Source organism: Polaribacter filamentus, assembly GCF_002943715.1.
In the GTDB taxonomy this organism is placed as follows: Bacteria; Bacteroidota; Bacteroidia; order Flavobacteriales; family Flavobacteriaceae; genus Polaribacter; species Polaribacter filamentus.
The window spans coordinates 1-13450 of record NZ_MQUA01000015.1; the positions used below are offsets into that span (position 1 = coordinate 1).

Sequence of the window (13450 nt, forward strand, 5' to 3'; positions counted from 1 at the left end):
GGGCAACTTCTTGGGGAGTTTCTACGCGTTTAATAGGTGGGTTGATTATGACACATTCAGATGATCTTGGATTGGTTTTACCTCCAAAACTAGCGCCAATTCAAGTTGCTATAATTCCTATTTATAAAAATCAGGAGCAATTGGAGGCTATTTCAGAAAAGGTAGCTGAAATTGTAAAAGAATTGCGCAAAAAAGGAATTTCTGTGAAGTATGATGACAGAGATACGTATAGGCCGGGAGCAAAGTTTGCGGAATATGAATTAAAAGGAGTTCCTGTTAGAATGGCTATTGGAAGTCGTGATTTAGAAAATAATACAGTGGAAGTGGCAAGAAGAGATACTTTAGAGAAGCAAACTGTTTCACAAGACGATGTTGTAAACTTTATTAATAATTTATTAGAAGAAATTCAGGATAATTTATTTAATAAAGCAATCGACTTTAGAAAAGAGCACACTACAGAAGTAACAACTTTTGATGAATTTAAAAAAGTGATAAAGAATAAAGGTGGTTTTGTCTCTGCACATTGGGATGGTACATCAGAAACAGAGGAGAGGATCAAAGAGTACACAAAGGCTTCTATTAGGTGTGTTCCTAACGATGCTAAAGAAGAAGTAGGTGTTTGTGTATTTACAGGAAAACCTTCTTTAAAAAGGGTGCTTTTTGCGAAAGCATATTAATTTTGAAAAAAAAGTATTTTTTTTTCAAAATTAATTGCACAATTTAAAAAACGTTGTATATTTGCACCCGCAATTGAGAAGTATTTAATTGTTATGGTCCGTTCGTCTAGGGGTTAGGACGCATGGTTTTCATCCATGTAACACGGGTTCGATTCCCGTACGGACTACAAAGTTTTAATATATAAAAACTAATAAATTAAGAATTATGGCAAATCATAAGTCAGCTTTAAAAAGAATTAGAAGCAACGAAGCTAAAAGAGTACTGAACAAATATCAGCATAAAACTGCGCGTAATGCAGTTAGAGATTTACGTGCTGTTGAAGATAAAACAGAAGCACAATCAAAATTAGGAAAGGTTATTTCTATGTTAGATAAATTGTCTAAAAGAAATATTGTTCACAAGAATAAAGTTGCGAATATAAAATCTAAATTAACAAAGCACGTCGCTACGTTGTAAGATTTTAAAAAAATATTTTAAATTGAAAACGCTCTGATTTATGTTCAGAGCGTTTTTTTATGCGTTCTAAATATTTATTTTAAAAAAATTCATGATAAAAAGGATCAAGTCCAAAAGATGTGGGATTTAAGGAATATGAATAAATATTTGAGAGTCAAAAAAGGAGGAATTCTATACTTCTAAAACTTCTAAGCTGTTCTTTAAAGGCTTTAATTTGCACATAGAATGATTACAAAGACTTGTTTGCGTTGATCCAAATTAGTGTTCTAGTGAAAACTGAACTCTAAAATAACGGATGCTGGTTTTTAACTTTTTGTCAAAATGAAACCAGGAAAAAGCTTTATGAACTTGCATCGAAAATAGTTGGTTTTAATTATTTATTTAGAGTGTGTTTACCAATCGTAATTTTTGTGAGCGTCTAATCTTATGAATATAAATAGTAAGATGGTAAATCCCCAAAGAGAAGAGCCTCCGTAGCTAAAGAAGGGCAGCGGAATTCCTACAGTTGGCAGCAAGCCGATAACCATACCAACATTTACAATCACGTGAAAGAATAGGATAGAGGCCAAGCCATATCCATAGATTCTACCAAATTTATTAGTGTGTGTTTCTGCTAAATAAATAATTCGGTACATCATCAGCATAAAAACTATGATTACGAAACTACTACCAATAAAACCCCATTCTTCGCCAACAGTGCTAAAAATATAATCTGTATGTTGTTCAGGGACAAAGTTTCCTTGAGTTATATCTCCTTCCAAAAAACCTTTACCAAACCATCCGCCCGAACTAATAGTTAATTCTGATTGATGCGAATTGTAGCCAATGTTTACATTGTCTACTTTCATGCCTAGTAAAACTTCAAAACGATCTCTATGGTGTTGTTTAAATATGTTATTATAGGTAAATTCTGTTCCGAAAATAAACAGGGCAACCAAGGCATAAAAGCCTAAAATTTTGTACCAATTAAACCTAAAAAATCTTTTTCCTCCTCTATAAATTATATAGGCTGTAACTATAGAAATAATAATAAAAAGGGAAATAAACATTGTATTTGCTCCAAAAAAAATAGTGAGAACAAATAAGGCAATTACAGCTGCTCCCAATAGAATATAATTAAGCGTTAAACCTTCTCTATTTAGCACAAAAAAGAAGGATAGATAGATAAGTGCAGAACCAGCATCTGGCTGTAAAGTGATTAGGAGTGCCGGAAAGAAAACAATGATAAAAGCTTTTATTTGATTCTTAACCAACTTAAAGTTGTATTGTCTATCACTTAATAATTTAGCAACGGCTAAAGCTGTACAAGCTTTCACAAATTCTGAAGGTTGCAGACTCATAACGCCAAAATTAAACCAAGACTTAGCGCCATTAATTTCATTTCCGAGGGGAAAAAGTAAGAGTAAAGAAAAGATAGAAATAAGGTATAAAATACTTGCAAACTTTTCATAAAATTTTGAATTAAAGAAAAGAATACTTATGATCAAAGGAACACTTAAGCTAATCCAGAGAATTTGTTTTCCATATTTTGTAGAGAAATCTAAGATTTCATGATTTTCTTCGGTTTTAGAGGTTGCAAAAATGTTTAACCATCCAAAACCAACTAAAATTATATATAGAAAAACTAAAAGCCAATCTATACCTGCAAAAATATTATTCTTTTCTTGACGCAATTTTTTTATCTTTTGGTGTTTGATTATTATACGTCTCTTGCAAACTCATCATTAATATATTTCGCTCTCTGTATTCGTTTGCTTCAGAAATACTACCGTTTAAATATTTTTCTATTAATAAACTCGTAATTGGAGCTGCAATTGTAGATCCAAAACCACCATTTTCCACAAAAACGGCGATTGCAATTTTTGGATTATCTTTTGGCGCAAAAGCAATTAAAATAGAATGGTCTTTTGCTTGAACCTTAATACCGTCAACCATTTTTATAGAATTTTCTGATGTTCCTGTTTTTCCACAAATTTCAATTCCCTCAACCTGGCTCCATCTTCCGGTTCCTGTTTTAAAAACTTCATGCATAGCTTCTATAACTGGTGTAAAATACTCTTTGTTAATGGTCGTTTGTTTTTTAGACGTAAAATCAGGATTGTTAATTATTTTTCTATTGATTTTTTTAACAATATGTGGTGTGTAAAAAAAGCCTCTGTTGGCAATAGCTGCTGTGAAATTTGCTAATTGAATAGGAGTTGTTAAAATTTCTCCTTGTCCAATTGCATTAGATATGGTTGTAGAAGCGCCCCAAGCATATTTATATCTGGCATCATAATAACTTGCATCAGGAATTAATCCTTTTTGACCTGCAGGTAAATCATATCCTAAGTAATTACCTAATCCAAAGCTTGTTATGTGCTTGTTCCAGTTGTTTAATCCTTGAGAAGGTTTGTTGTTTTTTTCTATAATTTTTTTATAGGTATTAGAGAAATAACTATTACAAGATCGTGCAATTGCAGTATTTAACCTGATAGGAGAATTGTAAATTCCACAATGGCATTTCATAAATGCATTAGCGCTTCTTCCATAGCTGTAACCCCCAAAACATAAAAAGGAAGTTTGTTCTGTAATAACATTTTCTTGTAAACCAATCAACGCATTCATTATTTTAAATGGAGATCCAGGAGGATACGCAGCCAATAATCCTCTGTCATAGGTCGGTTTTTCAGGATTATTTGGGTCCATTAAACTAGCGGAGTTTATAGAGCGTTTTCTACCAACTAACATATTTGGGTCATAAGAAGGAGAAGTCACTAATGCTAAAATTTCTCCCGTTGATGGCTCGATAGCGACAATACCACCGCGTTTTCCATTCATTAATTGTTGTGCAAATAGCTGTAAATCGATATCTATTGTTAGTGTTAAATCTTTTCCATTTTCAGGAAGCGTGTCAATAACACCATTCTTATAAGAACCAGTAACTTTATTAAAACGATTTCTTTGTAAATATTTTTTCCCTTTTCTACCTCTTAAAACGTCTTCATATTGTTTTTCTACACCATCTTTCCCTTCTAATTCTCCAGATTGATAGTAATCGTTTTTTTTAGCTTTTTCTTCATTTACTTCACCTATATAACCGAGCACATTGGCTGCCGCATTTATTGGATAATTTCTAATGATTCTTTTTTGAATATAAAAACCATTGTATTTGTGCATTTTTTCTTGTAAAAAAGCAAAATCTTCTTTGGCTAATTGCTTTAAAAATACGGATGGTAAATAAGACGCATAATGTTCAGCTCTTTGAAATCGTATTAAAAAATCTACTTTATCAATTTTCAAAAGGTTACAAAATTCTAGTGTATCTATTGCTCCTACCTGATTTGGTTGCACCATAACATCATAAGAAAGCTCATTTGCAACTAATAATTTCCCGTTTCTATCATAAATATAACCACGCTCAGGATAATCATATTCAATTTTTACAGCAGCATTATGAATTGGATTGTAAGTCTCCCCTTTTATTATTTGGAGTTGAAACAAACGACCAATAAAAATTAGCCCCATAAGGGTTATTAAAAAATAAAGTAAAAAACTTCTGTTCATTATTCGTTTTTGGTAAAAATATAAGTTCCTAAAAAGTACAATGTCAATGTAAAAATACTTGAGAACAGCGTATTTAATAGTACGTTGGAAAAATTTTGAAAACTAAAATTAGCAAAAGAAAAGTAGATTAAGTGGTGAATTAATGTTAAAGTTACAACAAAGTTAAAATTTTTTCCAAAAGACTCTGAACTTAGCTTAAAAAAAGAATAGTCAGTTTCAACCTTTCTGAAGTATATTCGAACAAAAAATAATCTTAAGTAGGCGATAAATAAAATTGAAAAAGCATGAATTCCTCCAGAATCAGAGAAAAAATCAATAAAAAGGCCAAGTAAAAAACTGTAAAAAAGAAATGGAATTCTATTGCTTTTTAATGGATATAAAAAAACGAAAGTAATATATAAATAAGGATTTATATACCCAAGAAACAAAATGTTATTCAGAACAAAAACCTGCAAAAAAAGTAGGAATAAAAATAATGCCACTATGTTAAATGGTTTATTCATTTTGTGCCTCTAGGGTATTAATTTCTTCTTTATTAAAATTCTTTACAATATATACAAAACCTAAATTACTCATATCATTAAAAAGTGTAACATTCACTTTATTGTCTACGGAGTTTCCTTTGTTTATTTCTGATATTGTACCAATTAAGATTCCTTCAGGAAAAATAGTTGATTTCCCACCAGTTTCAATGGTATCTCCAATTTTTAGTGGTGCTTGTCTTGGAATGTCAGAAAGTTGAACTGTATTATAGTTTTTGCCGTTCCAGCCTAAAGTGCCAAAGTAATTACTGTTTTTTAAACGCGCATTAATTTTACTATTTCTATTTAAAATAGATTGTATTCTCGCATAACTATCAGAAACATTGTCTATAATACCAATAATTCCTTTGCTATTAATTACAGCTATTTCTTTCTGTATTCCTTGGAGTTTACCTTTATTAATCGTTAAAAAGTTAAACTCTTTATCGTAATTATTTTTGATTATTTTGGCAGTTGAATAACTATATTTCTGTTGATATTTAGTGGTGTCAATTGTAATAGTATCAATGACAACAGTCTCTTTATTAATATTTAGCAATATATTTTTTCTAAAAGATTTTTTAACCGAGTATTTTCTTCAGCTAGAAATTTATTTTCTGATTTTAAACTCCAGTATTCTGAAATATTTGATGCTTTCAAGTAGATGCCACCAGTTATAGCATTAGCGGAGTTTACAAATTTGCTTTTATGAAAATCAAGATTATTAAATATTAAAGCAAGTGCAATAAACTCTAATAATAAAAAGAATAGAAAATATTTAAACTTTCGAAAAAAATAGATGAGTTGTTGCATTGTTAAACGGTAAGAATGCTAATTCATTAAAATATTTTTGTATTTTTTTAGTTCTTTTAAAGCGATTCCTGTTCCACGAACAACAGCTCTTAAAGGATCTTCTGAGACATAAACAGGTAAGTCTGTTTTACGAGACAAGCGTTTATCTAAACCTCTTAACATAGAGCCACCACCTGCTAAATAAATACCAGTATTGTAAATATCTGCGGCTAATTCTGGTGGAGTTTTAGACAAAGTTTCCATTACAGCATCTTCAATTCTTAAAATAGATTTATCTAATGCTTTCGCAATTTCTCTATAAGAGACTTGTACTTGTTTTGGTTTACCGCTTAATAAATCTCTACCTTGAACCAGCATTTCTTCTGGCGGCGTATCCAAATCTTCGGTTGCAGCACCAATTGTAATTTTAATTCTTTCGGCGGTAGTTTCTCCAACATGCAAATTATGTTGGGTACGCATGTAATACATAATGTCGTTGGTAAATAAATCGCCCGCAACTTTTACAGATTGATCACAAACAATTCCTCCTAAAGCAATTACTGCAATTTCGGTAGTACCACCACCTATATCAATAATCATGTTTCCTTTTGGCTCCATAATATCAATACCAACACCAATTGCCGCAGCCATTGGCTCATAAATTAAATAAATTTCTTTTGCATTCATGTGTTTTGCAGAATCTCTTACAGCTCGTTTTTCAACTTCTGTAATTCCTGATGGAATACAAATTACCATTCTTAATGCAGGTGGAAATAATCTCTTTTTTATTGATGGAATCTGTTTAACAAATTCCTTAATCATTTCTTCGGATGCTTGGAAGTCAGCAATAACTCCGTCTTTTAAAGGACGGATTGTTTTTATATTTTCATGGGTTTTTCCTTGCATTAAATTGGCTTCTTGGCCAATAGCAATTATTTTACCAGTAATTCTGTCTCTAGCAACAATAGACGGGGCATCGATAACAACTTTTCCGTTGTGAATTATCAATGTATTTGCAGTCCCTAAATCGATTGCAATATCTTCAGTCATAAAATCGAAAAAACCCATAAAATAGTATCTTGTTTTGTCTAAATGTGTATGTACAAATCTACTAAATATAATTTGTATTTTACATTAAATTTATTAATGTTTAAAATGTCTTGTTCCCGTCATAACCATAGACAAATTATTGGCGTTACAATAGTCTACACTTAGTTGATCTTTGATAGACCCTCCAGGCTGAATTACGCTTTTAATACCAGCTTTATCTGCAATTTCTACACAGTCTGGAAATGGGAAAAATGCATCACTAGCCATGACAGATCCACTTAAATTGAAACCAAAATTAGTGGCCTTTTCAATTGCTTGGTTTAAAGCATCAACTCTGCTCGTTTGGCCCGTTCCACTTGCTAATAATTGCTTATTCTTAACTAAAACAATTGTGTTGGATTTTGTATTTTTACACAACTTAGATGCAAATAATAAATCAGCCAGCTCATTTTCAGTTGGTTTATTGTTTGTTGCATAGCTTAAATCCGCTAATTTGTCTGTAATATGGTCTTTATCCTGAACCAATAAGCCGTTTAATGAAGTTCGAATTAATTGATTAGGTAATTCAACTTCTTTCTGAATTAAGATTATTCTATTTTTTTCCCTTTTATGATGGTCAAAGCGTCATCAGAAAAACTTGGGGCAATTACAACTTCGCAAAATAACAAATGAATTTCTTTAGCAGTTGTAGCATCAATTTCTGTATTTGCAATTAAAACACCGCCAAACGCAGAAACAGGGTCTCCTGATAAGGCATCTACGTAAGCTTGTTTAAGTGTTTCTCTTTGCGCAAAACCACAAGCATTATTATGTTTTAAAATTGCAAAAGTTGGTGCTTCTCCTTTAAACTCTGCCATTAAATTTACAGCAGCATCTACATCTAGTAGGTTGTTGTAGCTTAATTCTTTACCATGTAATTTATCAAACATTGCATCTAAATCCCCAAAGAAATATCCTTTTTGATGAGGGTTTTCGCCATAACGTAAGGTTTTTGAAGTTTGATGACTCGCTTTAAAAACAATTTCATCTTCATTAAAATAATTGAAGATTGCAGTGTCGTAATGTGAAGAAATATTAAAAGATTTTGCAGCAAATTTCTTTCTTTGTTCAATGCTTGTTACTCCATTATTTTCTGATAGAATTGATAAAAATTCTTCATATTGATCCATAGAAGAAACGGTAAAAGTATCTTTAAAATTCTTTGCTGATGCTCTAATTAAAGAGATTCCGCCAATATCAATTTTCTCTACAATGTCTTGTTCTGATGCTCCAGAAGCCAATGTTTTTTCAAATGGATATAAATCAACAATTACTAAATCAATTTGCGGAATATTGTATTCTTTTAATTCAGCACTATCAGTTTCGTTGTCTTGTCTGTTTAAAATACCTCCAAAAATTTTTGGATGTAAAGTTTTTACTCTTCCGCCTAAAATAGAAGGATAAGAAGTTACTTCATCAACAGGAATCACATTGATCCCTAGTTCTTTAATGAATTTTTCGGTTCCTCCTGTAGAGTAAATAGTTACATTTAATTCGTTTAGTTTTTGCACAATTGGCGCTAAACCATCTTTGTGAAAAACCGAAATTAAGGCAGATTTAATTGTTTTTGAAGTGCTCATTTAATGTTGTCTTGTTAAGCATACAAAAATACGTAAACATTGAGTGAATCACAATAAAAATATAGTAACAAATAAGGCACCAGTAATCCACAATAAATTTAAGCAAATTTTGTTTTTCTTTTTATCAAAAGGCAAGTTATTATTCATCATTATCTAAAAAATTTCGAAACCAAATAATAAATTGATCTAAAAAAGATTTCTTTTTTATAAATAAATTAGATTCGGGATTCCTAGAAGAAAAGGCAGAAACAGATTCTTGTTTTCTCATTACTTAAAAATTTGAGTCACAATAAGCATGCTATCCCTAGTGGATTTGAGCAAAAATGAAATATTTCCCAACAAAACTATAGAATTTTTGATAATTTTTCGCAAATATATTCCAAAAGGCGCTCATCTTTTTCTGTAAAAGTGTTTGCTGTATGAGAATCTATATCAATTTGACCAATATTTTGTCCAGCAACAAAAATAGGAATCACAATTTCTGATTTCACTTTCCAACCACAAGAAATGTAGTTTTCCTGTGCTGTAACGTCTTGAACTACAAAGTTTTTGTTGCTAACGGCAACTTGACCACAAATCCCTTTTCCGAAAGGAATAATTGTGTGCTCTGTGGGCTCACCAGTAAATTGTGCTAATTTTAATTCTTCTTTATCTCCGTTTTAAAATAAAAGCCAACCCAATCATAGTAAGAAATTTCGCTTTCTAAAAAATCACAAATCGCTTGTAATTTTTCTTCTTTTGTTGATTTTGATGCAATAATAACATCTATCTTTTGTTGTAAAATAGTTATATCCATATTTCAAAAATTGACTACAAAAGTATATCAAAAAAAAATTATTTGATTGTGTTATTTGTTTTTTAGTAAAAATCTAGAAGAAAATAAATAGGAGTCAGAGTTTGAAATTCTTATCGTAAATTTACAACTAGAACATGAAACAACTATTCACTAAAATATCGACTTTTCTGTTAGCATTCTTTGTCCTTTTTTCTACGTTCTCGTTTACGGTAGAAACGCATTATTGTGGCGATTTATTAGTGGGTGTTTCTTTTGTTGGTGAAGCTGAAAGCTCTACAATGAGTGCAGATTTAGCTGCGTGCGTAAAAAGGGATAACTGCTGTAAAGTAGAAATTCAAAAAGTTGTTGGCCAAAATCAATTGAGATTTCATCAAATAGAGAAGCTGTCTATTAGTAAACAACAGTTTATAGCCCTTTTTTTGTTTCTAAGAATGATTTATTTACAAAAAATAAATCAAAAAATAAGTTTTACAAAGATTTTTCTCCGCCTGATATTTGTTTAGATTATCAGATTTTATATCAAACTTTTTTAATTTGATTCTTATTTTTTAATAACAGTGATCATCTTTTCGGATGATAAAAACGTATGTTATTCAATAAAAATCAAAACATAAAAATGAAAAAAATAATTATAAATAGTTTCTTGCTATTTATTCCAATCCTAGTCTTTTCTCAAGCAACTTTTACAGGAAAGATTATGGATAAAAATAATTCCATTGATAATGCAGGTATTTCTGGCGCTACGGTGCATTGGCTCCATACAAATGTAAGTGCAGTAACCAACGAAAAAGGGTGGTTTACCATTGCTTATAAGGAAGAATTTAAAAAATGATGATTGGTCCAAAATTTTTGTTATGGTGTCTGTTTTATACCCTAAATAATTGACAACTAATTTTTTAAATTCTTCCTTATAAGCAATGGTAAACCACCCTTTTTCGTTGGTTACTGCACTTACATTTGTATGGAGCCAATGCACCGTAGCGCCAGAAATACCTGCATTATCAATGGAATTATTTTTATCCATAATCTTTCCTGTAAAAGTTGCTTGAGAAAAGACTAGGATTGGAATAAATAGCAAGAAACTATTTATAATTATTTTTTTCATTTTATGTTTTGATTTTTATTGAATAACATACGTTTTTATCATCCGAAAAGATGATCACTGTTATTAAAAAATAAGAATCAAATTAAAAAAGTTTGATATAAAATCTGATAATCTAAACAAATATCAGGCGGAGAAAAATCTTTGTAAAACTTATTTTTTGATTTATTTTTTGTAAATAAATCATTCTTAGAAACAAAAAAAGGGCTATAAACTGTTGTTTACTAATAGACAGCTTCTCTATTTGATGAAATCTCAATTGATTTTGGCCAACAACTTTTTGAATTTCTACTTTACAGCAGTTATCCCTTTTTACGCACGCAGCTAAATCTGCACTCATTGTAGAGCTTTCAGCTTCACCAACAAAAGAAACACCCACTAATAAATCGCCACAATAATGCGTTTCTACCGTAAACGAGAACGTAGAAAAAAGGACAAAGAATGCTAACAGAAAAGTCGATATTTTAGTGAATAGTTGTTTCATGTTCTAGTTGTAAATTTACGATAAGAATTTCAAACTCTGACTCCTATTTATTTTCTTCTAGATTTTTACTAAAAAAACAAATAACACAATCAAATAATTTTTTTTGATATACTTTTGTAGTCAATTTTTGAAATATGGATATAACTATTTTACAACAAAAGATAGATGTTATTATTGCATCAAAATCAACAAAAGAAGAAAAATTACAAGCGATTTGTGATTTTTTAGAAAGCGAAATTTCTTACTATGATTGGTTGGCTTTTATTTTAAAAACGGAGATAAAGAAGAATTAAAATTAGCACAATTTACTGGTGAGCCCACAGAGCACACAATTATTCCTTTCGGAAAAGGGATTTGTGGTCAAGTTGCCGTTAGCAACAAAAACTTTGTAGTTCAAGACGTTACAGCACAGGAAAACTACATTTCTTGTGGTTGGAAAGTGAAATCAGAAATTGTGATTCCTATTTTTGTTGCTGGACAAAATATTGGTCAAATTGATATAGATTCTCATACAGCAAACACTTTTACAGAAAAAGATGAGCGCCTTTTGGAATATATTTGCGAAAAATTATCAAAAATTCTATAGTTTTGTTGGGAAATATTTCATTTTTGCTCAAATCCACTAGGGATAGCATGCTTATTGTGACTCAAATTTTTAAGTAATGAGAAAACAAGAATCTGTTTCTGCCTTTTCTTCTAGGAATCCCGAATCTAATTTATTTATAAAAAAGAAATCTTTTTTAGATCAATTTATTATTTGGTTTCGAAATTTTTAGATAATGATGAATAATAACTTGCCTTTTGATAAAAAGAAAAACAAAATTTGCTTAAATTTATTGTGGATTACTGGTGCCTTATTTGTTACTATATTTTTATTGTGATTCACTCAATGTTTACGTATTTTTGTATGCTTAACAAGACAACATTAAATGAGCACTTCAAAAACAATTAAATCTGCCTTAATTTCGGTTTTTCACAAAGATGGTTTAGCGCCAATTGTGCAAAAACTAAACGAATTAAATGTAACTATTTACTCTACAGGAGGAACCGAAAAATTCATTAAAGAACTAGGGATCAATGTGATTCCTGTTGATGAAGTAACTTCTTATCCTTCTATTTTAGGCGGAAGAGTAAAAACTTTACATCCAAAAATTTTTGGAGGTATTTTAAACAGACAAGACAACGAAACTGATAGTGCTGAATTAAAAGAATACAATATTCCGCAAATTGATTTAGTAATTGTTGATTTATATCCATTTGAAAAAACATTGGCTTCTGGAGCATCAGAACAAGACATTGTAGAGAAAATTGATATTGGCGGAATCTCTTTAATTAGAGCATCAGCAAAGAATTTTAAAGATACTTTTACCGTTTCTTCTATGGATCAATATGAAGAATTTTTATCAATTCTATCAGAAAATAATGGAGTAACAAGCATTGAACAAAGAAAGAAATTTGCTGCAAAATCTTTTAATATTTCTTCACATTACGACACTGCAATCTTCAATTATTTTAATGAAGATGAAATTGTTTTTAAAGCGAGTCATCAAACTTCAAAAACCTTACGTTATGGCGAAAACCCTCATCAAAAAGGATATTTCTTTGGGGATTTAGATGCAATGTTTGATAAATTACATGGTAAAGAATTAAGCTACAACAACCTACTAGATGTAGATGCTGCTGTAAATTTAATGGCAGAGTTTAAAGGAGAAGCACCAACTTTTGCAATTTTAAAACATAATAATGCTTGTGGTTTTGCGCAAAGAGAAACACTTAAACAAGCTTACGTAGATGCCTTATCAGGAGACCCTGTTTCTGCGTTTGGCGGTGTTTTAATTGCAAATACAGAAATTGATGCTACAACTGCTAAAGAAATTCATTTGTTATTTTGCGAAGTTGTAATTGCCCCAAGTTTTTCTGATGACGCTTTGACCATCATAAAAGGGAAAAAAATAGAATAATCTTAATTCAGAAAGAAGTTGAATTACCTAATCAATTAATTCGAACTTCATTAAACGGCTTATTGGTTCAGGATAAAGACCATATTACAGACAAATTAGCGGATTTAAGCTATGCAACAAACAATAAACCAACTGAAAATGAGCTGGCTGATTTATTATTTGCATCTAAGTTGTGTAAAAATACAAAATCCAACACAATTGTTTTAGTTAAGAATAAGCAATTATTAGCAAGTGGAACGGGCCAAACGAGCAGAGTTGATGCTTTAAACCAAGCAATTGAAAAGGCCACTAATTTTGGTTTCAATTTAAGTGGATCTGTCATGGCTAGTGATGCATTTTTCCCATTTCCAGACTGTGTAGAAATTGCAGATAAAGCTGGTATTAAAAGCGTAATTCAGCCTGGAGGTCTATCAAAGATCAACTAAGTGTAGACTATTGTAACGCC

At 30.8% G+C, this 13450-nt stretch carries 11 protein-coding genes, 1 tRNA gene and 5 pseudogenes; 7 read left to right on the forward strand and 10 right to left on the reverse strand.

Annotation, left to right across the window (positions count from 1 at the left end; genetic code table 11):
* From BST83_RS19425 to rpsT, 3 genes are all read left to right on the forward strand, one after another.
* Positions 1-677: proline--tRNA ligase anticodon binding domain-containing protein (locus BST83_RS19425; RefSeq protein ID WP_240614902.1), on the forward strand; the 677-nt coding region annotated here is incomplete at its 5' end.
* A gap of 95 nt (positions 678-772) precedes the next feature.
* Positions 773-844, forward strand: a tRNA-Glu gene (locus BST83_RS19430).
* A gap of 38 nt (positions 845-882) precedes the next feature.
* Entirely contained in the window at positions 883-1134 is a 252-nt protein-coding gene (gene rpsT / locus BST83_RS19435; RefSeq protein ID WP_104811341.1) for a 30S ribosomal protein S20, read from the forward strand.
* Positions 1135-1526: 392 nt separating this feature from the next.
* On the opposite strand, the gene rodA is transcribed toward rpsT, so the two are convergent.
* The 8 genes and pseudogenes from rodA to BST83_RS19470 all read right to left on the reverse strand — a co-directional run bounded on the left by rodA (position 1527) and on the right by BST83_RS19470 (position 9458).
* Entirely contained in the window at positions 1527-2807 is a 1281-nt protein-coding gene (gene rodA / locus BST83_RS19440; protein WP_104811342.1) for a rod shape-determining protein RodA, read from the reverse strand.
* Positions 2788-4680, reverse strand: coding sequence for a penicillin-binding protein 2 (mrdA, locus tag BST83_RS19445; protein ID WP_104811343.1), 1893 nt, complete (start codon positions 4678-4680; stop codon positions 2788-2790). The genes rodA and mrdA overlap by 20 nt, the downstream gene beginning before the upstream one ends.
* On the reverse strand, positions 4680-5183 hold the full coding sequence (mreD, locus tag BST83_RS19450; protein ID WP_104811373.1) for a rod shape-determining protein MreD: 504 nt from the start codon (positions 5181-5183) through the stop codon (positions 4680-4682). The genes mrdA and mreD overlap by 1 nt, the downstream gene beginning before the upstream one ends.
* The gene (gene mreC / locus BST83_RS19455; RefSeq protein ID WP_367889112.1) at positions 5176-5760 is read right to left on the reverse strand and encodes a rod shape-determining protein MreC; all 585 of its coding nucleotides are present in this window, start codon (positions 5758-5760) and stop codon (positions 5176-5178) included. The genes mreD and mreC overlap by 8 nt, the downstream gene beginning before the upstream one ends.
* 272 nt (positions 5761-6032) lie before the next feature.
* Positions 6033-7061, reverse strand: a complete 1029-nt coding sequence (locus BST83_RS19460; RefSeq protein ID WP_104808052.1) for a rod shape-determining protein — start codon at positions 7059-7061, stop codon at positions 6033-6035.
* 75 nt (positions 7062-7136) lie between these two features.
* Positions 7137-8662, reverse strand: a pseudogene (purH, locus tag BST83_RS19465) (bifunctional phosphoribosylaminoimidazolecarboxamide formyltransferase/IMP cyclohydrolase).
* Between the two features lie 139 nt (positions 8663-8801).
* Complete coding sequence (locus tag BST83_RS21225; RefSeq protein ID WP_302849435.1) at positions 8802-8930, reverse strand: hypothetical protein; 129 nt, start codon at positions 8928-8930, stop codon at positions 8802-8804.
* Positions 8931-9006: 76 nt separating this feature from the next.
* Positions 9007-9458 (reverse strand): annotated as a pseudogene (locus BST83_RS19470) (GAF domain-containing protein).
* A 134-nt stretch (positions 9459-9592) separates the two neighbouring features.
* Here BST83_RS19470 and BST83_RS19475 point away from each other — a divergent pair.
* The gene (locus tag BST83_RS19475; protein WP_104811374.1) at positions 9593-9961 is read left to right on the forward strand and encodes an HYC_CC_PP family protein; all 369 of its coding nucleotides are present in this window, start codon (positions 9593-9595) and stop codon (positions 9959-9961) included.
* A 113-nt stretch (positions 9962-10074) separates the two neighbouring features.
* Positions 10075-10290 (forward strand): peptidase associated/transthyretin-like domain-containing protein, encoded by a 216-nt coding sequence (locus BST83_RS20995; protein WP_240614903.1) that lies wholly within the window; start codon positions 10075-10077, stop codon positions 10288-10290.
* Between the two features lie 30 nt (positions 10291-10320).
* On the opposite strand, the pseudogene BST83_RS21000 reads toward BST83_RS20995, so the two are convergent.
* Positions 10321-10563, reverse strand: a pseudogene (locus BST83_RS21000) (carboxypeptidase-like regulatory domain-containing protein); the annotation flags it as partial.
* Positions 10564-10675: 112 nt separating this feature from the next.
* Positions 10676-11044, reverse strand: a complete 369-nt coding sequence (locus BST83_RS19485; RefSeq protein ID WP_104811374.1) for an HYC_CC_PP family protein — start codon at positions 11042-11044, stop codon at positions 10676-10678.
* Positions 11045-11178: 134 nt separating this feature from the next.
* Here BST83_RS19485 and BST83_RS19490 point away from each other — a divergent pair.
* Together BST83_RS19490 and purH (BST83_RS19495) are read left to right on the forward strand one after the other, a co-directional pair.
* A pseudogene (locus BST83_RS19490) lies at positions 11179-11630 on the forward strand (GAF domain-containing protein).
* Positions 11631-11973: 343 nt separating this feature from the next.
* A pseudogene (gene purH, locus BST83_RS19495) lies at positions 11974-13450 on the forward strand (bifunctional phosphoribosylaminoimidazolecarboxamide formyltransferase/IMP cyclohydrolase); the annotation flags it as partial.

What these genes read in the sequence shown, in the direction of transcription:
- BST83_RS19460 (WP_104808052.1), bottom strand. Translation starts at nt 7,061, where the DNA reads ATGGGTTTTTTCGATTTTATGACTGAAGATATTGCAATCGATTTAGGG.
- BST83_RS20995 (WP_240614903.1), top strand. Translation starts at nt 10,075, where the DNA reads ATGAAAAAAATAATTATAAATAGTTTCTTGCTATTTATTCCAATCCTA.
- BST83_RS19485 (WP_104811374.1), bottom strand. Translation starts at nt 11,044, where the DNA reads ATGAAACAACTATTCACTAAAATATCGACTTTTCTGTTAGCATTCTTT.
- BST83_RS21225 (WP_302849435.1), bottom strand. Translation starts at nt 8,930, where the DNA reads ATGAGAAAACAAGAATCTGTTTCTGCCTTTTCTTCTAGGAATCCCGAA.
- BST83_RS19475 (WP_104811374.1), top strand. Translation starts at nt 9,593, where the DNA reads ATGAAACAACTATTCACTAAAATATCGACTTTTCTGTTAGCATTCTTT.
- rpsT (WP_104811341.1), top strand. Translation starts at nt 883, where the DNA reads ATGGCAAATCATAAGTCAGCTTTAAAAAGAATTAGAAGCAACGAAGCT.
- mrdA (WP_104811343.1), bottom strand. Translation starts at nt 4,680, where the DNA reads ATGAACAGAAGTTTTTTACTTTATTTTTTAATAACCCTTATGGGGCTA.
- mreD (WP_104811373.1), bottom strand. Translation starts at nt 5,183, where the DNA reads ATGAATAAACCATTTAACATAGTGGCATTATTTTTATTCCTACTTTTT.